Here is an 18,620-nt window from a genome sequence, read left to right as displayed (position 1 = left end):
GAAGTTCTAACCCTTTTTGGACATGCATAGGCTAAAAAAGCGGGCGTGTCCAAGGGGGTTATGTATGTGATGTCGGAAATGTTTATAGGCGAACTGATTACCTTAAGCATCATGGCGTTTGCTTTAGGAATGGATGCTTTTTCTGTGGGCCTGGGAATGGGTATGGTCAAACTCAGAAAAAAGCAGATATTCTATATTGGATTCATTATCGGTCTCTTTCACGTCATCATGCCTCTCGGAGGGATGGCGGCGGGAACTATGCTGTCAGGGCTCCTCGGTATGGTAGCTGTATATATCGGGGGTTCACTGCTGTTTGTTCTCGGTGTTCAAATGGTGATCGCATCTTTTAAACAGTCAGAAGAACGTTTGATGTCGCCGGCTGGGCCTGGCTTATTGTTATTTGCAGTCGGCGTCAGCCTCGATAGTTTCTCCGTCGGTCTGAGCCTAGGAATATATGGCTCGCACCCGCTTCTCACCATTACCCTGTTTGGGCTTTTCAGCATGATGTTGACTTGGCTGGGCCTGCTGATCGGAAAACAAGTGCAGTCCTGGCTCGGCTCATACAGTGAAGCGCTCGGAGGAACCATATTAATCGTATTTGGCCTCAAGCTGCTTTTGCCAATTTAATATACCAATAAAAGAAACGATGTCGCCGTTTCTTTTTTCTTCATATATAATAGAAAAAACAAGGGGTGACTGACATGAACATCATTTTTGTCTGTACTGGAAATACGTGCCGCAGTCCAATGGCTGAGGCGCTTTTTAAATCAATCGCTGAAACGGAAGGGCTGGATGTCAGCGTCCGCTCGGCAGGCGTATTTGCCTCACCTAACGGAAAAGCGTCGCCTCACGCGGTCGAAGCGCTTTTTGAAAAACGCATTGCCCTTAATCATGTTTCTTCGCCATTAACTGAAGAACATATGGAATCGGCAGATTTGGTTCTGGCAATGACCCACCAGCACAAACAGGTCATCGTCAGCCAATTCGAACGTTATCGTGATAAAGTGTTTACGCTAAAAGAATACGTGACAGGCAGCCGAGGCGATATTATAGACCCGTTTGGCGGCACCATTGAGATCTATAAAAAAACGAGAGATGAGCTTGAAGCGCTTCTTCAGCAGCTTGCAGAACAATTGAAAAATGACGGTAAATAACTTGTCAGAGAATCTGCAAACAGGTCATTTGCAAATCCTGCGTGAAGGAGTAGAATATAGTGAAAAGCACATCGATATGGTGTGAATCAAAGAGCGGACAGGCTGCGCGGTCAACAAAGCGGGCGGGCCGCATTACATACGCTGGGAGGAAAAGCTGATGAAAGTAGCCATAGCATCGGATCATGGCGGCGTCCATATTCGAAACGAAATCAAAGAACTAATGGACGAATTGCAAATTGAGTATATTGATATGGGCTGTGACTGCGGCAGCGGATCTGTCGATTATCCGGACTACGCTTTTCCGGTGGCCGAGAAAGTAGTAAGCGGTGAAGTGGACAGAGGGATTTTAATTTGCGGGACAGGCATTGGCATGAGTATTTCCGCCAATAAAGTCAAAGGCATCCGCTGTGCGCTGGCACATGATACATTCAGTGCAAAGGCGACGAGAGAACATAATGATACAAATATCCTCGCGATGGGCGAACGCGTGATTGGACCCGGTCTGGCACGGGAAATTGCGAAAATCTGGCTGACCACTGAATTTACTGGCGGAAGACATCAGACCCGCATCGGAAAAATCTCGGACTATGAAGAGAAAAACCTGTAGGGGTGCTGTTCTATGAGTGAGATCACACAAACATGGAAGACGATGCTGTCAGAGTTTCAGGACAAAGCGGGATTGAGAGAAAATCAGATATTTGTCCTTGGGTGCAGCACAAGTGAAGTGGCCGGCAGCCATATCGGCACATCAGGCAGTACAGACATCGCGGCAAGCATCTACAGCGGACTTGCAGAGCTGAAGGAACAAACGGGAATCCATCTGGCGTTTCAATGCTGCGAGCATTTAAACAGAGCGCTTGTAGTGGAGGAAGAAACGGCCGAGCTGTTTAGGCTTCCGGCCGTTTCCGCAGTGCCTGTGCCAAAAGCCGGCGGGGCGATGGCTTCTTATGCGTTTAAGCAGATGAAGTCTCCTGTTCTGGTAGAAACCATTCAGGCAGATGCCGGAATAGATATAGGCGACACGTTTATCGGCATGCACTTAAAGCCGGTAGCTGTTCCTGTACGCATCTCTCAGAACAGTCTCGGTGCAGCCCATGTGACATTGGCGCGGACACGGCCAAAGCTGATCGGCGGAATGCGGGCAGTTTATGAGTGTGAATGAGAAAGGACTGCATGGGCCAGTCTTTTCTTTAATTTGCGCGGCTAAAATAAATTCCGAACTTTAAATTAAATTTAAGTAATAAATATTCGTTTTTGCCAATAAAATTTTTGTTTTTTTGAAAATAATCTTTTACATGGGGCTAAAAAACCATGTACAATAGTGGTGGTAAAAACAAAGAACAGGATACGGATAGGAGAGGATCTCGCTGATGAAACATTTACCTGCGCAAGACGAACAGGTGTTTAACGCCATTAAAAATGAGCGTGAACGCCAACAGACGAAAATCGAATTGATTGCTTCTGAAAACTTTGTAAGTGAAGCGGTTATGGAAGCACAAGGTTCTGTTTTAACAAACAAATACGCTGAAGGATATCCTGGCAAACGCTATTATGGCGGATGTGAGCACGTCGATGTCGTTGAAGATATCGCTCGTGACCGCGCGAAGGAAATCTTTGGAGCGGAGCATGTAAACGTTCAGCCTCATTCAGGCGCACAAGCAAACATGGCTGTCTATTTCACGATTTTGGAACAAGGCGATACTGTACTTGGGATGAACCTCTCCCACGGCGGTCATTTAACACACGGAAGTCCAGTTAACTTCAGCGGTGTTCAATATAACTTTGTTGAGTACGGCGTAGATAAAGAAACTCAACATATTGATTACGATGACGTGCGTGAAAAAGCCCTCGCTCACAAGCCTAAGCTAATTGTGGCAGGAGCAAGTGCGTATCCTCGTACAATTGACTTTAAGAAATTCCGTGAAATTGCTGATGAAGTCGGCGCTTACTTTATGGTGGATATGGCGCATATCGCAGGACTTGTTGCGGCAGGCCTCCATCCAAACCCGGTTCCTTACGCTGATTTCGTTACAACAACGACACATAAAACACTTCGCGGACCTCGCGGCGGTATGATCCTTTGCCGTGAAGAGTTCGGAAAGAAAATTGATAAGTCCATCTTCCCTGGCATTCAAGGCGGCCCGCTGATGCATGTAATTGCCGCAAAAGCTGTTTCATTCGGCGAAGTATTGCGTGATGATTTCAAAACGTACGCACAAAACGTGATTTCAAATGCAAAGCGTCTTGCAGAATCATTAACAAAAGAGGGCATTCAGCTCGTTTCAGGCGGAACTGACAACCACCTCATCCTGGTTGATCTTCGTTCTCTCGGACTGACAGGTAAGGTTGCAGAGCATGTGCTTGATGAAATCGGGATTACATCAAACAAAAACGCGATTCCATACGATCCTGAAAAACCGTTCGTAACAAGCGGTATCCGTCTCGGAACAGCTGCTGTGACAAGCCGCGGTTTTGACGGAGAGGCATTGGATGAAGTCGGTGCCATCATTGCGCTTGCATTGAAAAACCACGAAGATGAAGGAAAACTTGAAGAAGCAAGACAGCGCGTAGCTGCTCTGACTGGCAAGTTCCCTCTATATAAAGAATTAGATTACTAAGATTGAAAAACCCGCTCGGGCTTATGCCCGGCGGGTTTTTTGACGATGTTCTTGAAACTCAATGTCTTTTTTTGTAGAATCAATAGAAGTGTGAAATTGTCGATGGGACAATAAAAAAGGAGCTGAAACACAGTATGGGAAAGGTTTATGTATTTGATCATCCTTTAATTCAGCACAAGCTGACATATATTCGGAATGTAGAGACAGGCACGAAGGATTTTAGAGAGCTTGTAGACGAAGTAGCCACGCTTATGGCGTTTGAAATTACCCGTGATCTCCCTCTAGAGGAAGTGGATATCAACACACCGGTTCAGGCTGCAAAATCGAAAGTCATCTCAGGGAAAAAACTGGGGGTAGTTCCTATTCTCAGAGCAGGTTTAGGAATGGTTGAAGGCATCTTAAAACTGATCCCTGCTGCAAAAGTGGGACATGTCGGTCTGTACCGTGATCCTGAAACCTTAAAACCCGTGGAATACTATGTGAAGCTTCCTTCTGACGTGGAAGAGCGTGAATTCATCGTGGTTGACCCGATGCTAGCTACAGGCGGTTCCGCAGTTGAAGCGATTAACAGCCTCAAAAAACGCGGTGCGAAAAACATCCGTTTCATGTGTCTCGTAGCTGCTCCTGAAGGTGTGGAAGAATTGCAGAAGCATCATTCTGACGTGGATATTTACATAGCGGCGCTTGATGAAAAATTAAATGAAAAAGGTTATATTGTTCCGGGTCTCGGAGATGCAGGAGACCGTATGTTCGGAACAAAATAAAAAAGAAAACCCGCCAACGGGTTTTCTTTTTTATTATCCAGTTTTTTGCTATTCGGTGAATCTCTATACAATTATAGGTGAAAATGTGAACATTCTGTGGAGGCTTACAGTATAAAAAGTTTTTTAACTTTAAACAGATTGACACATGTTAGGGGCTATTGTATGCTAAACGAGGGTATTATGAGAAGGTTTTCATAGCTTTCATTATAGTCCTCATCCCCAATGTAAATCCTCCCAGAAAACCCGTTTTATGAGGATTTATTCAAGCGAATGAAACAGCATCCCTGCAAGGCTTGCGGATGAATGATTTTTTCGAACAGGCCCGTTTTGCCGGACAAAAAAGGTCTTCTACTAGGGTTAACCGCTGATTTTGCCGTATCCAAGAAATACATTATTTTTTCATCAGGAGACAGATAGTTGATGGACGATCCCAAGCTACAATTTAGCAGACAACGAAAATATCTATTGTTCATTTTAGCAGCGTATGTACTGGGTTATGGTTTAACAGCGTATAAAACCGTTTTTTTAGGCCTTATTCTGGGAACTGTTTTCAGTTTGTTTAATTTTTTACTGCTCGTCAGAAGAATGAATGCTTTTGACAGGGCCGTTGCGAAAGGCAAGTCCATACGATCCCTTGGGAGCGCAGCGCGGTGGTGCAATGCGATTCTTGCTGCGGCTGTTGCCTATAAATATCCCGAGCATTTTCATATGGCAAGCACAGTTATTGGATTAATGACAATTTATCCTGTCATTATGATAGATTCTTTTATCCAGCTTAAACGTTCATCAATGGAAGAGAGGTGAAAACCCTTTGAATCATGAATACAGAACTATTGAATTACTAGGTCTTACTTTTAATCTGACAAACATTCTGATGATTACTGTGGCGAGTGTGATCGTGTTATTGATTGCCATCCTTACCACAAGAACGCTTTCGATCCGTCCGGGAAAAGCCCAGAACTTTATGGAATGGATTGTTGATTTTGTCCGCAATATTATCGGCAGTACAATGGATTTGAAAACAGGGGCTAACTTCTTGGCACTTGGTGTCACATTGCTGATGTACATATTTGTGTCGAATATGCTGGGGCTGCCGTTCTCTGTGACAATCGGACATGAGCTCTGGTGGAAATCTCCGACAGCCGATCCTGCCATTACATTAACGCTTGCCGTAATGGTTGTCGCTTTAACCCATTATTATGGTGTGAAGATGAAAGGGCTCAAGGAATATTCCAAGGAGTATTTGAGACCTGTTCCGTTCATGCTCCCGATGAAAATCATAGAAGAGTTTGCAAATACGCTGACTCTCGGTTTGCGGCTTTATGGTAACATCTTCGCCGGTGAGATTCTTCTCGGCCTGCTTGCGGGATTAGCGACAAGCTTCTATTCGCAAAGCGTGGTTCTCGGACTTGTCGGTACAATCGGCGCCATTCTGCCGATGCTGGCATGGCAGGCATTCAGTTTATTTATAGGTGCCATCCAGGCGTTTATCTTTACGATGCTGACGATGGTGTACATGTCTCATAAAATCAGTAATGATCATTAAAACATTATATCCAAACGGATAACATTTTAAAGGAGGAACTTTTTCATGAATTTAATAGCAGCTGCGATTGCAATTGGTTTAGGCGCACTTGGTGCAGGTATTGGTAACGGTTTGATTGTTTCACGTACGGTAGAGGGGATTGCCCGTCAGCCGGAGGCAGGTAAAGAACTTAGAACTCTTATGTTCATGGGTATCGCATTAGTTGAGGCCCTTCCTATTATCGCTGTCGTTATCGCATTCTTAGCGTTCTTTGGCTAAGCATAAAAGCCTTATATGAACTAAAAATGGCGAAGATCATTCCAAGAGAACCTTCGCCATTGCTTTATGTCTGATAAGCATCCCGCCTTGCCGGCTGAAAAGAGACAAGTGCGGCTGCTGGATCAGCAAAGAAAAACCTGCAGAAGGGAGTTGCCGTAGTAGATGTCTCAATTACCACTTGAACTAGGACTGTCGTTTAACGGCGGAGATATCCTGTTCCAACTGTTAGCTATGTTAATTTTATTAGCGCTTCTGAAGAAATACGCTTTAGGGCCGCTATTAAACATAATGAAACAGCGTGAAGATCATATCGCTGGAGAAATTACGTCTGCTGAAGAAAAAAATAAAGAAGCGCAGCAGCTGATTGATGAGCAGCGCGCTCTGTTAAAAGAAGCAAGACAGGAATCCCAAACGCTTATCGAAAATGCGAAGAAACTGGGAGAGAACCAAAAAGAAGAGATTATTCAGGCTGCGCGTGCAGAATCTGAACGTCTGAAAGAAGCAGCCAGAACTGAAATCGTGAAGGAAAAAGAACAGGCGGTTTCTGCTCTCCGTGAGCAAGTAGCGTCTCTTTCTGTCATGATTGCGTCGAAAGTAATCGAAAAAGAACTGGATGAACAAGCTCAAGAGAAATTGATCCAGGACTATCTTAAAGAGGTAGGAGAAAGCCGATGAGTGGATCAGCTGTCTCTAAACGATATGCATCAGCTCTTTTCGATATTGCCAATGAGTCCTCTCAGCTCAATCAGGTAGAAGAAGAGCTAAAAGTTGTAAAAGAAGTATTTCAAAATGAAAAAGCGCTAAATGATGTGTTAAACCATCCGAAGGTGCCGGGCACAAAGAAAAAAGAGCTCATCCAAAATGCTTTTGGATCTTTATCACAGTCCGTGCTCCATACGATTTTTCTTTTGATTGACCGTCATCGGGCAACAATTGTGCCTGATCTCACAGATGAGTTTGTGAAACTCGCAAATGAGGCCCGTCAAACAGAAGACGCAATTGTATATTCAGTTAAACCACTGACGGATGCGGAAATTTCTTCATTATCACAAGTGTTTGCAAAAAAAGCCGGAGTCGCTTCACTGAGAATCAGAAATGAAGTGCAGACGGATTTAATAGGCGGCATTAAAGTCCGCATTGGAAACCGGATTTTTGACGGCAGCGTAAGCGGAAAGCTTCATCGCATTGAACGTCAACTTGCCGGGGAAAATCGATAGAAGGGGTGAAACCTAAGTGAGCATCAAAGCTGAAGAGATTAGCACGCTGATAAAACAGCAAATACAAAATTATCAATCTGAAATTGAAGTTCATGACGTAGGTACAGTCATCCAAGTCGGTGACGGTATTGCTCGTGTACACGGTCTTGACAACTGTATGGCCGGTGAACTTGTTGAGTTTTCAAACGGCGTTTTGGGTATGGCTCAAAACCTTGAAGAATCAAACGTAGGTATCGTTATCTTAGGACCTTACACAGAGATCCGTGAAGGGGACGAAGTAAAAAGAACAGGCCGCATCATGGAGGTTCCTGTCGGTGAAGAGTTAATCGGCCGTATTGTGAACCCGTTAGGTCAGCCGGTAGACGGTCTTGGCCCGATCCTCACAAGCAAAACACGTCCGATCGAAAGCCAGGCACCTGGTGTTATGGACCGTAAATCCGTTCATGAACCGCTTCAAACTGGTATTAAAGCAATTGATGCACTGATTCCAATCGGCCGCGGCCAGCGTGAGCTGATCATCGGTGACCGTCAAACAGGTAAAACATCTGTTGCGATCGATTCGATCTTAAACCAAAAAGGCCAAGACATGATCTGCGTTTATGTAGCGATCGGTCAAAAAGAATCTACAGTCCGCGGCGTAGTTGAAACATTGCGTAAGCACGGCGCGCTTGATTATACAATTGTCGTAACGGCGTCTGCGTCACAGCCGGCACCGCTTCTGTACCTTGCTCCGTATGCAGGGGTTACAATGGCAGAAGAATTTATGTACAATGGCAAGCACGTTCTTGTTGTATACGATGATCTTTCTAAACAAGCGGCTGCTTATCGTGAGCTGTCCTTGCTTCTTCGCCGTCCGCCAGGCCGTGAAGCGTTCCCGGGGGATGTATTCTATCTTCATTCCCGTCTGCTTGAGCGTGCAGCAAAGCTTAGCGACGCGAAAGGCGCAGGATCAATTACAGCTCTGCCGTTCGTAGAAACTCAAGCCGGAGATATCTCAGCGTATATCCCGACAAACGTTATTTCCATCACTGACGGACAGATCTTCCTGCAATCTGATTTGTTCTTCTCAGGCGTACGCCCAGCGATCAACGCCGGATTGTCTGTATCACGTGTCGGCGGTTCCGCGCAAATCAAAGCGATGAAAAAAGTATCAGGAACATTGCGTCTTGATCTTGCATCATACCGTGAGCTGGAAGCATTCGCTCAATTCGGATCTGACCTCGACCAAGCGACTCAGGCGAAACTGAACCGCGGTGCGCGTACAGTTGAAGTGCTGAAGCAGGATCTGAACAAGCCGCTTCCGGTTGAAAAACAGGTAGCCATTCTTTATGCGCTGACAAAAGGATATCTTGATGATATTCCTGTAGCGGACATCAGACGTTTTGAAGAAGAGTACTACATGTACCTTGACCAAAACCATAAAGAACTGCTTGACGGAATTGCAAAAACAGGGAACCTTCCTGCTGATGAAGACTTCGCAGCTGCAATCGAAGGCTTCAAACGCACATTTGCACCAAGCAACTAACTCGAATGCTGATGAGAGAAAAAGGTTCTCTTTTTCTCTCTTTTTACGCAAATGAAGAGAAAAGGTGGTGAAATCTTTGGCCTCATTACGCGATATTAAGTCAAGGATCACGTCAACGAAAAAAACGAGCCAGATTACAAAAGCCATGCAGATGGTATCTGCAGCTAAGCTGAATCGTGCTGAAAACAACGCAAAATCATTTGTGCCATATATGGATAAGATCCAAGAGGTTGTATCAAATGTCGGAAAAGTATCCGGCAGCGCGAAACATCCGATGCTTCTCAGCAGAGAAGTGAAAAAGACGGCATACCTCGTCATTACATCTGACCGCGGTCTTGCTGGCGCTTTTAACAGTTCGGTTTTACGAAGTGCTTATCAGGCCATTCAAGAACGTCATCAGTCTAAGGATGAGTATGCAGTGATCGTTATCGGACGAGTGGGCCGTGATTTCTTTAAAAAACGCGATATTCCGATCATTTCCGAGTTAACAGGACTTGGAGACGAAGTGTCGTTTTCAGAAATTAAGGACCTTGCCCGTCAAACGATTCAAATGTTTATAGATGGTGCATTTGATGAATTGCATCTTGTATATAACCATTATGTCAGCGCCATTTCTCAAGAAGTGACGGAGAAAAAACTTCTGCCGCTATCTGATTTGGGCGGCGGCGGAAAAAGAACGGCGTCTTATGAATTTGAACCGTCTGAAGAGGAGGTTCTGGAGGTTTTGCTTCCTCAATACGCAGAAAGCTTAATCTTCGGTGCGCTTCTTGACAGTAAAGCAAGTGAACATGCTGCGAGAATGACGGCGATGAAAAACGCGACAGACAATGCGAAGGATCTTATCGATTCACTTTCGCTTTCTTACAACCGCGCTCGCCAAGCAGCGATCACGCAAGAAATTACGGAAATTGTCGGCGGAGCAGCCGCTTTAGAATAGAAAGATTTTGTCAGGAGGGATAGCGATGAAGAAAGGACGCGTTAGCCAGGTATTAGGGCCAGTTGTCGACGTACGTTTTGAAGATGGTCACTTACCTGAAATATATAATGCGATTAAAATTTCACAGCCGGCTGGAAGTGAAAACGAAGTAGGTATTGATTTGACGCTTGAGGTCGCTCTTCATTTAGGCGATGACACAGTCCGTACAATCGCAATGGCATCTACGGATGGTGTGCAGCGCGGAATGGAAGCTGTCGATACGGGAGCGCCGATTTCAGTTCCGGTTGGTAATGTGACACTCGGCCGTGTATTTAACGTACTCGGAGAAAATATTGATTTAAATGAGCCGGTTCCTGCGGATGCGAAGAAGGATCCGATTCACAGACAGGCTCCTTCATTTGATCAGCTTTCAACAGAAGTTGAAATCCTTGAAACAGGAATTAAAGTTGTTGACTTGCTTGCTCCATACATCAAGGGCGGTAAGATCGGATTGTTCGGCGGTGCCGGTGTAGGTAAAACCGTATTAATCCAGGAATTGATCAACAACATCGCGCAAGAGCACGGCGGTATCTCTGTATTCGCCGGCGTAGGAGAGCGTACTCGTGAAGGGAACGACCTTTTCTACGAGATGAGCGATTCAGGCGTAATCAACAAAACAGCCATGGTATTCGGACAAATGAACGAGCCGCCGGGCGCACGTATGCGTGTTGCACTGACAGGTCTTACAATGGCTGAGCATTTCCGTGATGAGCAAGGACAGGACGTACTGTTCTTCATCGATAACATCTTCCGTTTCACACAAGCGGGTTCAGAGGTTTCTGCCCTTCTCGGCCGTATGCCTTCTGCGGTTGGTTATCAGCCGACGCTTGCAACTGAAATGGGTCAGCTTCAAGAGCGTATCACGTCTACAAACGTTGGGTCCGTTACATCTATTCAGGCGATCTACGTGCCTGCCGATGACTACACTGACCCGGCGCCGGCAACGACGTTCGCTCACTTGGATGCGACAACAAACCTTGAGCGTAAGTTAACTGAAATGGGTATCTACCCTGCGGTTGATCCGTTGGCTTCTACATCACGCGCCCTTGCTCCAGAAATTGTCGGAGAAGAGCATTATGCGGTTGCCCGTGAAGTTCAATCAACGCTTCAGCGTTACAAAGAGCTTCAGGATATCATTGCGATTCTCGGTATGGATGAATTGAGTGACGAAGATAAACTTATCGTTCAACGCGCACGCCGCATTCAGTTCTTCCTTTCTCAAAACTTCCACGTGGCTGAACAGTTCACTGGCCAAAAAGGTTCTTACGTGCCTGTAAAAGAAACGGTTCAAGGTTTCAAAGAAATCTTAGCCGGCAAATACGACCATCTTCCTGAAGATGCGTTCCGTCTTGTAGGCCGTATCGAAGAAGTTATTGAGAAAGCAAAAGAAATGGGTGTAGAAGTTTAAACTGGTCCTAGGAGGGTAAAAGCATGAAGACCGTTCAAGTCAATATCGTTACTCCCGACGGCCCAGTATACGATGCGAATATCGAAATGGTGAGTGTGAGAGCCGAAAGCGGCGATCTCGGTATTTTGCCAGGTCATATTCCAACCGTGGCTCCTCTTAAAATCGGTGCTGTTCGTCTGAAAAAAGACGGACAGACTGAATTGGTTGCCGTCAGCGGCGGATTTATAGAAGTCCGTCCTGATCAGGTGACCATCCTTGCCCAAACTGCTGAGACAGCGGAAGGCATCGATAAAGAGCGCGCTGAAGCTGCACGTCAGCGGGCGCAGGAGCGTTTGAATTCTCAATCAGATGATACTGACATTCGTCGGGCTGAGCTTGCATTACAGCGGGCTTTGAACAGATTGGATGTAGCAGGGAAATAATAAAAAATCCTTCTCTTAATGAGAAGGATTTTTTTTATGACTGCACAAGAGAATCAAACAGTGACAGCAGCGGCTGACTCTCTTTTTGACGCAAGTATAACCTGTCACAGCAATTCACGGTATGCCATGATTTACGGTTTCTTCTAAAGCCCATTGTATAAGCCCCGTCTGTATACGGATAAGGCTTTACGATCCATTCAGCATCTTCGTGGTGGGCAATCACACAATCTATAAGATAAACACTGATCATCTTCTCGAATTCTTCAATAGGAAGATTCCAATCAGCAAGCAAAAGCTCTTGTATACTTTGAAAATAAAGATTTTCAAGCTCTTCTAGGCTTTCTCTCGTATGGGTGAGAGAAATGTTATAAAACTGACACAATTCATTCAGTTCTTCAATCTGTGACTGTCTATAATCATAATAGAATGCAATTGCTTCCCATTCCTGCTCAAATACAGGCAAGTCCTCACCATATTGCTTTTCAGGCTGAAAAAAAGAATGATTCATAATTGCCAGCTCCTTTCCAAAAAAGTATACCATGCAAAAGAGCCGCTGTTTAAGCGGAGATTAGCCCTAGTTTTGGATGAATATTCCGTTCTGTATAAAATGTATCATCTTTATCTCTTCTTCTTATATAATAAGAAAGGGTATAAAGCGGAGAATGGATGAAAGGAGTGCGGATAGATGAGCGTATTGGGACAGCAGGCTGCAATTGGCATTATCGTTCACTTGATTTTTATCGCGGTTACTTGGTGGGCGCTGCAAGCCGTCAATATTGATCCGTTAATCAGAAAAGGCAAAGTCGTGCAGGCAAGACTCCTGATGATTTTGCTGACCATTGCAATCGGAACGACTGTCGGAAACTTCTTTTTAGATTACCTTAATTATTCACAGCAGCTTCCCTATTTATTTTGATAGGTTTTGATTGCCGAAAACATGGGAATGGCTGGGGAAGCGGGTTAAAATGCTTCCTGGAATAACGCGAGTTTTGACGAAGATTTCCACGTATGGCGCCCCTTGCCTCCGGTAAAACTGGAGATTAGGGGGAGAGACCATAATGAAGAAAAAACAAGTAAGCCATGCTATTATTGTATCTGTTGTGTTAAGCTTCGTCATTGCTGTTTTCCATACGATTCATGCGAGTGAGTTAACGCCATTAGCTCAAATTGCACAGGGAATGGAACGCCAGAATGTGTCAATTGATAAGTGGACATTGCATGCAAAACAAAATATGTCTCTGAACGAAAAAGAATTTTATAAAAAAGTGCAACGTTTAAAATCAGAGTATCGTCAATATAATTGGGCACTTGCACAGGAAGATTCAATAGTAAAGGCCATTGGCACGTATACTGACAAAAAAAATCATACTTCTTTTAAACTGCAGCTTGTCACAACCCTCAAAAAACACAACCCAACTTCGTATTTATTATATGAGCAAATGAGTCTTGAGACACCGATTAGCTGGAATGATACATATGAACAGTTTGAACGGCAGGCACTCGGGATATTCCAAGAAAAAGTAGTTATTTTTACTTGTCTAAATGGTCACTTAGATGATAATATGAATATTGTTTTGCAAAAAAAAGCAAATCAGTTATTAAATGAATTTCAAGCAAGATCTGTTGAACATGTAGTCGAGCCAAGTTTCGTTTCTATTTCTGCGTATACAGATGAGTGGAAAGAGTCTATCATGACCTCAAAACATAAAATGAATTTGCAAATTGCACTTAGAAGTGCAGGAATGGGCGGAAAACATATCGTTACGGTTGGCACACCAATCGTTACGACTGAATATTAATATAGAGAATTTAGGGACGCGGAGGGGAATACCTTGGAAAAAATCATCGTCCGCGGCGGTCAAAAGTTAAACGGCACAGTCAAAGTTGAAGGCGCTAAAAATGCTGTTTTACCAGTTATCGCTGCATCTTTATTAGCAAGTGAAGAAAAAAGCGTAATTTGTGATGTACCTACGCTCTCCGATGTATATACAATTAATGAAGTGTTGCGTCATTTAGGAGCAGATGTGCATTTTGAGAATAATGAAGTCACTGTAGATGCTTCATACGCTTTGCAAACTGAAGCACCTTTTGAATATGTGCGTAAAATGCGTGCGTCTGTGCTTGTCATGGGACCGCTTCTAGCGCGTACAGGTCATGCAAGAGTAGCGCTTCCGGGCGGATGCGCAATTGGATCTAGACCAATAGACCAGCATTTAAAAGGTTTTGAAGCAATGGGCGCAGAAATTAAAGTCGGTAATGGCTTCATTGAAGCTGAAGTAAAAGGCCGTCTGCAAGGCGCAAAGATCTATCTGGATTTCCCAAGTGTGGGAGCAACAGAAAACCTGATTATGGCAGCTGCTTTAGCTGAAGGAACAACAACGCTTGAGAACGTGGCGAAAGAGCCTGAAATCGTTGATTTAGCAAACTATATCAACGGCATGGGCGGAAAAATCCGCGGAGCGGGCACCGGCACCATCAAAATTGAAGGAGTCGATAAGCTTCACGGCGTAAGACACCATATTATACCTGACCGTATTGAAGCGGGCACATTTATGGTTGCCGCTGCAATCACTGAAGGAAATGTTTTAGTTAAAGGAGCAGTACCTGAACATCTCACTTCTTTAATCGCAAAAATGGAAGAAATGGGTGTTACGATTAAGGATGAAGGAGAAGGCCTTCGTGTAATCGGTCCGAAAGAATTGAAACCGATTGACATTAAAACAATGCCTCATCCGGGATTCCCGACTGATATGCAATCACAAATGATGGCGCTTCTGCTTCGTGCAAGCGGCACAAGCATGATTACAGAAACTGTTTTTGAAAACCGTTTTATGCACGCGGAAGAATTCCGCCGTATGAATGGTGATATCAAGATTGAAGGACGTTCTGTGATTATTAACGGCCCTGTACAGCTTCAAGGAGCTGAAGTTGCAGCTACTGACTTGCGTGCAGGCGCAGCGTTGATTCTTGCGGGGTTAGTGGCTGAAGGTCATACACGTGTTACTGAACTGAAACACTTAGACCGCGGTTATGTTGATTTCCATCAGAAGCTTGCCGGTCTTGGCGCAGACATCGAACGTGTAAACGATGAGTCTGCTTCTGAGCAAGAAAGCAAAGAAGTAGTCTCAGACTTAAACGCATAAAGGATTAAAAATCAGTATGTCAATCTGGCATACTGGTTTTTTATTTTTAGTGTATTATCATCATTATGCGCAAAATAGCAAAAAAGAATACGTAAATGACAAATAAAGTTTCTGTCCAAAAGGAGAGTCATATTAGCTTGTCCCTGCCCATAGACTAGACTAGAGTCGAATCCCGAGCAGGAGGCAGCTAAATATGAAACAATTCGCAATCACACTATCCATACTATGTGCATTGATTCTCTTGGTCCCCACACTCTTAGTGATTCCGTTTCAGCATAATAAGGAAGCGGGGGCCAGAGGAGAATCAGGAAAGACAGCAGTCAATACGATACAAGAATCTAAAGGAGCGGAAACATTGAAAGCTTCGCCTGTTTCTATCCCAGTCTATCGAACCGCCAATCAATCCGTAGAAGATATTCCGCTTGAAGAGTATGTCATCGGAGTCGTCGCCTCCGAAATGCCGGCTACCTTTGAACCTGAAGCGCTGAAGGCTCAGGCTCTCGCCGCAAGAACGTTTATTGTCAGGCTGATGGTCTCAAATTCCGCAGTAGAGGCCCCTAAAGGCTCGCTGGTCGATGATACTCAGATGTTCCAGGTGTACAAAAGCAAACCGGAGCTGAAGAAACAGTGGGGCGCGGATTATGAAGCAAAGCTGAAAAGAATCACAGATGCGGTTGCCAGTACGCAAGGCAAAATCTTAACGTACAACAACCAGCCGATTGAAGCCTCCTTTTTCTCCACAAGCAACGGTTATACAGAAAATGCGGAAGCATATTGGACAAGTGCCATTCCTTATTTAAAAAGCGTCAAAAGCTCTTGGGATAAAAAATCTCCGAAGTATAAGGCCACCAGAACCTTTACAGTGGCACAATTTGAACAAAAGCTTGGCGTCCAGCTGAATGGGTCAAATACTGTCGGAGAGATCACCGGAGAAACACCGGGCCATCAGGTGGCAACAGCCGTCATTAACGGCAAGAAGCTGAAAGGAAGGGACATACGCGAAAAGCTTGGCCTTAATTCAGCTGATTTTGAATGGAAACGAAATGGAGACACCATTACCATTACCACGAAAGGCTTTGGCCACGGTGTGGGAATGAGCCAGTATGGAGCTAATTTTATGGCCAAAGAGGGCAAAACAGTTGATGAGATTGTGAAGTATTATTATCAAGGAACACAGATTTCAACCGCTGATTCGTTTTTGAATAAATATATGGCGAAGAAATAAAAGGACGCTTCATAAAGCGTCTTTTTTGCCGTTTATAAGCGCATATTCTGTTCCTAAGCCCTTTTTATTTAAAAGCGGCTAAAGACCGCCTAAAGGCCTTCTGCGTATTTTATAGTCTATATGAGGATGAGGGAATCAGTTCCTTTTTCATATTTGCTGGCACTGAGCTTGTGGTAAAGAAATCCACATTGATCGACTGACTTCGACAGACTCATATAACGAAAGGCGAAAGGCTGACAATCATGATTTTTCATCCTGCTGTTAGGCGGAAATCACTAATAAAAACAAAGATTTCTATGCAAAAGTAAACAGAGGCAATGGGGAAGCCCGCCCTATTTATTTCTCTGTTTTTGTCGATTACGATTAGTTATGTTCAGCGTTGAACATCTGCACGCAGAAACAAACTTGAAAAGGGGCAAGAACATGAAAAAAAGATTTTCACTGATCATGATGACAGGATTGCTATTTGGACTGACGTCACCTGCTTTTGCTGCTGAAAAAACAGAACCGAAGGCTGAAGCTCCGGCAAGCGTGGCGGTTTTGCTTGATGCCAGCGGAAGCATGGCGAAAAGAATAGACGGTGTATCTAAATTTAATTCAGCCAAAAAAGAAATTTCAAAGTTTGCAAGCTCACTGCCTGCAGACACTCAAGTGAAAATGAGTGTGTTTGGTTCAGAAGGAAACAATAAGAATTCCGGAAAAGTTCAATCATGCGAAGCGATTCGCAACGTATACGGCTTCCAAAGCTTTAACGAACAGAGCTTCCTCAATTCTCTTAACACAATCGGGCCGACTGGCTGGACACCGATCGCAAAAGCGCTGAACGAGGCGAAATCTTCTTTCGATCAGCTTGATGCAAAAGGAGAAAAAGTCGTTTATCTGCTAACAGACGGTGAGGAAACATGCGGCGGCAACCCGATCAAAACAGCAAGAGAACTTCATAAAGACAACATCACAGTAAATGTAATTGGATTTGACTATAAAGAAGGGTATAAAGGCCAGCTGAACGCAATTGCGAAAGTAGGCGGCGGTGAATACTTCCCTGCTTATACTCAAAAAGATGTTGAGAAAATTTTCACTCAGCAATCTCTGATGTTATCTAAATAAGAACAAAGAAGAGGCTGAAAGGTCAGCCTCTTTTTTGTTTTTAACAAAACGTTCAAAAGTAAGCAGCTGCCCGCCTGTAGCATAGTAGCAGATTTCAGCTTTTCTCTTCTGATCACGGAGAAAAAAGAATGAACGGTGTCACATTCTTTCTATATTTTTTGGGTGGAAATGGCTAAAAACGATTGAGGTTCCCACCGATTTTGAATAGAGAGTAAAAGGGAGATAAAAGGCAGCTTGCCCTATATCAATTTGAGGTTTCATATTCTAGCATTAAGAAGAATCCAACAAGACGTTGGAAAATATGATAAAGAAAGGAAGTTGAACATGAAAAAATTACTGACTGCAAGTATGATTGGACTGTTGACTGTCTCCATTGCGTCCCCGTCTTTTGCCGCTGAGAAAAAAGTCGACACGAATGTAGCTGTCCTGTTTGATGGAAGCGGAAGTATGGTTCAAAAAACAGGAGGAGAACGAAAGATAGACATTGCCAAAAAATCTGTAAAGTCTTTTGCCGAGCTGCTTCCTGAGGATACAAATCTGATGCTTCGTGTCTTTGGACATGCCGGAAACAATAAACTTTCCGGAAAGGCTCTTTCATGCAGCACAACAGAAACGATTTACGGCCTCCATCCATATGAAGGAACGCTCTTTGACCATTCATTAAGCGGCATCAAACCGACCGGCTGGACGCCAATTGCCAAAGCGCTTTCTGATACTAGAAAAGAATTTGAAGCGTTTGATGCAGACGGGAAAAACGTGGTGTATTTAATTACTGACGGCGAAGAAACATGCGGCGGAAATCCTGCTGATGAAATTGAAAAGCTTCGTGAAGCAAATGTAGATACGATTGTAAACATTATCGGCTTCAACTTTGATGTGAAAGGAAACGCGGAAATGAAACAGGCGGCTGTTGCTGGAGGCGGAGAATATATTTCAGCAGACAGTGCGGAAGAATTCGAGCAGGCCTGGGAAAAAGAAGCACAAAAATTTACGGATTAACCCAATGAAAAGGCGCTGCCCCAGGCGCCTTTTTCTATTGGTTTAGTTTAAAAACAGTGCCTGCGGGAATGATACCGGTAAAAGGGGTTGAAAACATGAGATTGTTAGGATTGATATTTCTTATAGCGGCCGTGGTTTTCATATTGCTCGGTGTTTTTCTGAAACTGGCAGCTTTCTTTTTTGTCAGCATGCTCACTTTGATCGCAGCTCTTGTGCTGTTTATGATCCTGAAAAAGAATCAGCATAACCAAACGTAGA

General features: G+C 44.2%; 23 protein-coding genes. 22 read left to right on the top strand and 1 reads right to left on the bottom strand.

What is annotated here, in order from left to right:
* The first annotated feature begins 69 nt into the window (after positions 1-69).
* The 15 genes from NST56_RS19820 to NST56_RS19750 all read left to right on the top strand — a co-directional run bounded on the left by NST56_RS19820 (position 70) and on the right by NST56_RS19750 (position 11,888).
* Positions 70-627, top strand: coding sequence for a manganese efflux pump MntP family protein (locus tag NST56_RS19820; RefSeq protein WP_010332240.1), 558 nt, complete (start codon positions 70-72; stop codon positions 625-627).
* 74 nt (positions 628-701) lie between these two features.
* The gene (locus NST56_RS19815) at positions 702-1,154 is read left to right on the top strand and encodes a low molecular weight protein arginine phosphatase (RefSeq protein ID WP_010332239.1); all 453 of its coding nucleotides are present in this window, start codon (positions 702-704) and stop codon (positions 1,152-1,154) included.
* Positions 1,155-1,311: 157 nt separating this feature from the next.
* Positions 1,312-1,761 (top strand): ribose 5-phosphate isomerase B, encoded by a 450-nt coding sequence (gene rpiB / locus NST56_RS19810; protein WP_003221910.1) that lies wholly within the window; start codon positions 1,312-1,314, stop codon positions 1,759-1,761.
* 12 nt (positions 1,762-1,773) lie between these two features.
* Complete coding sequence (locus tag NST56_RS19805; protein ID WP_168748973.1) at positions 1,774-2,316, top strand: TIGR01440 family protein; 543 nt, start codon at positions 1,774-1,776, stop codon at positions 2,314-2,316.
* A 208-nt stretch (positions 2,317-2,524) separates the two neighbouring features.
* Positions 2,525-3,772: a serine hydroxymethyltransferase gene (glyA, locus tag NST56_RS19800; protein WP_044159736.1), complete on the top strand. Its 1,248-nt coding sequence runs from the start codon at positions 2,525-2,527 to the stop codon at positions 3,770-3,772.
* 134 nt (positions 3,773-3,906) lie between these two features.
* A complete protein-coding gene (gene upp / locus NST56_RS19795) occupies positions 3,907-4,536 on the top strand; it encodes a uracil phosphoribosyltransferase (RefSeq protein ID WP_010332236.1) in 630 nt (209 codons plus the stop codon).
* 420 nt (positions 4,537-4,956) lie between these two features.
* Positions 4,957-5,340 (top strand): ATP synthase subunit I, encoded by a 384-nt coding sequence (atpI, locus tag NST56_RS19790; protein ID WP_010332235.1) that lies wholly within the window; start codon positions 4,957-4,959, stop codon positions 5,338-5,340.
* Between the two features lie 7 nt (positions 5,341-5,347).
* Positions 5,348-6,082: a F0F1 ATP synthase subunit A gene (gene atpB / locus NST56_RS19785; RefSeq protein ID WP_010332234.1), complete on the top strand. Its 735-nt coding sequence runs from the start codon at positions 5,348-5,350 to the stop codon at positions 6,080-6,082.
* A gap of 45 nt (positions 6,083-6,127) precedes the next feature.
* The gene (gene atpE, locus NST56_RS19780) at positions 6,128-6,340 is read left to right on the top strand and encodes a F0F1 ATP synthase subunit C (RefSeq protein ID WP_003151167.1); all 213 of its coding nucleotides are present in this window, start codon (positions 6,128-6,130) and stop codon (positions 6,338-6,340) included.
* Between the two features lie 162 nt (positions 6,341-6,502).
* Complete coding sequence (atpF, locus tag NST56_RS19775) at positions 6,503-7,015, top strand: F0F1 ATP synthase subunit B (RefSeq protein ID WP_105990810.1); 513 nt, start codon at positions 6,503-6,505, stop codon at positions 7,013-7,015.
* Positions 7,012-7,557, top strand: a complete 546-nt coding sequence (locus tag NST56_RS19770) for a F0F1 ATP synthase subunit delta (RefSeq protein ID WP_168748971.1) — start codon at positions 7,012-7,014, stop codon at positions 7,555-7,557. Before atpF ends, NST56_RS19770 begins: the two co-directional genes overlap by 4 nt.
* A 16-nt stretch (positions 7,558-7,573) precedes the next feature.
* A complete protein-coding gene (atpA, locus tag NST56_RS19765) occupies positions 7,574-9,082 on the top strand; it encodes a F0F1 ATP synthase subunit alpha (RefSeq protein ID WP_010332231.1) in 1,509 nt (502 codons plus the stop codon).
* A 76-nt stretch (positions 9,083-9,158) separates the two neighbouring features.
* Positions 9,159-10,019, top strand: coding sequence for an ATP synthase F1 subunit gamma (gene atpG / locus NST56_RS19760; RefSeq protein WP_010332230.1), 861 nt, complete (start codon positions 9,159-9,161; stop codon positions 10,017-10,019).
* Positions 10,020-10,044: 25 nt separating this feature from the next.
* A complete protein-coding gene (gene atpD, locus NST56_RS19755; protein ID WP_010332229.1) occupies positions 10,045-11,466 on the top strand; it encodes a F0F1 ATP synthase subunit beta in 1,422 nt (473 codons plus the stop codon).
* Positions 11,467-11,489: 23 nt separating this feature from the next.
* The gene (locus tag NST56_RS19750; RefSeq protein ID WP_010332228.1) at positions 11,490-11,888 is read left to right on the top strand and encodes a F0F1 ATP synthase subunit epsilon; all 399 of its coding nucleotides are present in this window, start codon (positions 11,490-11,492) and stop codon (positions 11,886-11,888) included.
* Positions 11,889-11,922: 34 nt separating this feature from the next.
* Here NST56_RS19750 and NST56_RS19745 read toward each other — a convergent pair whose 3' ends face one another.
* Positions 11,923-12,396: a hypothetical protein gene (locus tag NST56_RS19745; protein ID WP_010332227.1), complete on the bottom strand. Its 474-nt coding sequence runs from the start codon at positions 12,394-12,396 to the stop codon at positions 11,923-11,925.
* A gap of 177 nt (positions 12,397-12,573) precedes the next feature.
* Here NST56_RS19745 and NST56_RS19740 point away from each other — a divergent pair, with 177 nt between their 5' ends.
* The 7 genes from NST56_RS19740 to NST56_RS19710 all read left to right on the top strand — a co-directional run bounded on the left by NST56_RS19740 (position 12,574) and on the right by NST56_RS19710 (position 18,619).
* Positions 12,574-12,804, top strand: coding sequence for a DUF1146 family protein (locus NST56_RS19740; protein WP_010332226.1), 231 nt, complete (start codon positions 12,574-12,576; stop codon positions 12,802-12,804).
* A gap of 142 nt (positions 12,805-12,946) precedes the next feature.
* Positions 12,947-13,687: a YwmB family TATA-box binding protein gene (locus NST56_RS19735; RefSeq protein WP_168748969.1), complete on the top strand. Its 741-nt coding sequence runs from the start codon at positions 12,947-12,949 to the stop codon at positions 13,685-13,687.
* A gap of 33 nt (positions 13,688-13,720) precedes the next feature.
* Positions 13,721-15,031: a UDP-N-acetylglucosamine 1-carboxyvinyltransferase gene (murA, locus tag NST56_RS19730; protein WP_010332224.1), complete on the top strand. Its 1,311-nt coding sequence runs from the start codon at positions 13,721-13,723 to the stop codon at positions 15,029-15,031.
* A gap of 193 nt (positions 15,032-15,224) precedes the next feature.
* Positions 15,225-16,256: a stage II sporulation protein D gene (gene spoIID / locus NST56_RS19725; RefSeq protein WP_010332223.1), complete on the top strand. Its 1,032-nt coding sequence runs from the start codon at positions 15,225-15,227 to the stop codon at positions 16,254-16,256.
* 423 nt (positions 16,257-16,679) lie between these two features.
* Complete coding sequence (locus tag NST56_RS19720) at positions 16,680-17,363, top strand: VWA domain-containing protein (protein ID WP_010332222.1); 684 nt, start codon at positions 16,680-16,682, stop codon at positions 17,361-17,363.
* A 324-nt stretch (positions 17,364-17,687) separates the two neighbouring features.
* Positions 17,688-18,362: a VWA domain-containing protein gene (locus tag NST56_RS19715; protein ID WP_339178642.1), complete on the top strand. Its 675-nt coding sequence runs from the start codon at positions 17,688-17,690 to the stop codon at positions 18,360-18,362.
* A gap of 95 nt (positions 18,363-18,457) precedes the next feature.
* Positions 18,458-18,619: a hypothetical protein gene (locus NST56_RS19710; RefSeq protein WP_010332220.1), complete on the top strand. Its 162-nt coding sequence runs from the start codon at positions 18,458-18,460 to the stop codon at positions 18,617-18,619.
* Position 18,620: the final 1 nt, after the last annotated feature.

It is taken from the genome of Bacillus sp. FSL R5-0560, from assembly GCF_037966305.1.
GTDB classification, from domain to species: domain Bacteria; phylum Bacillota; class Bacilli; order Bacillales; family Bacillaceae; genus Bacillus; species Bacillus mojavensis.
The sequence above is the reverse complement of the archived record's forward strand: the minus strand, read 5'-3'. Positions and strand labels throughout refer to the sequence as shown.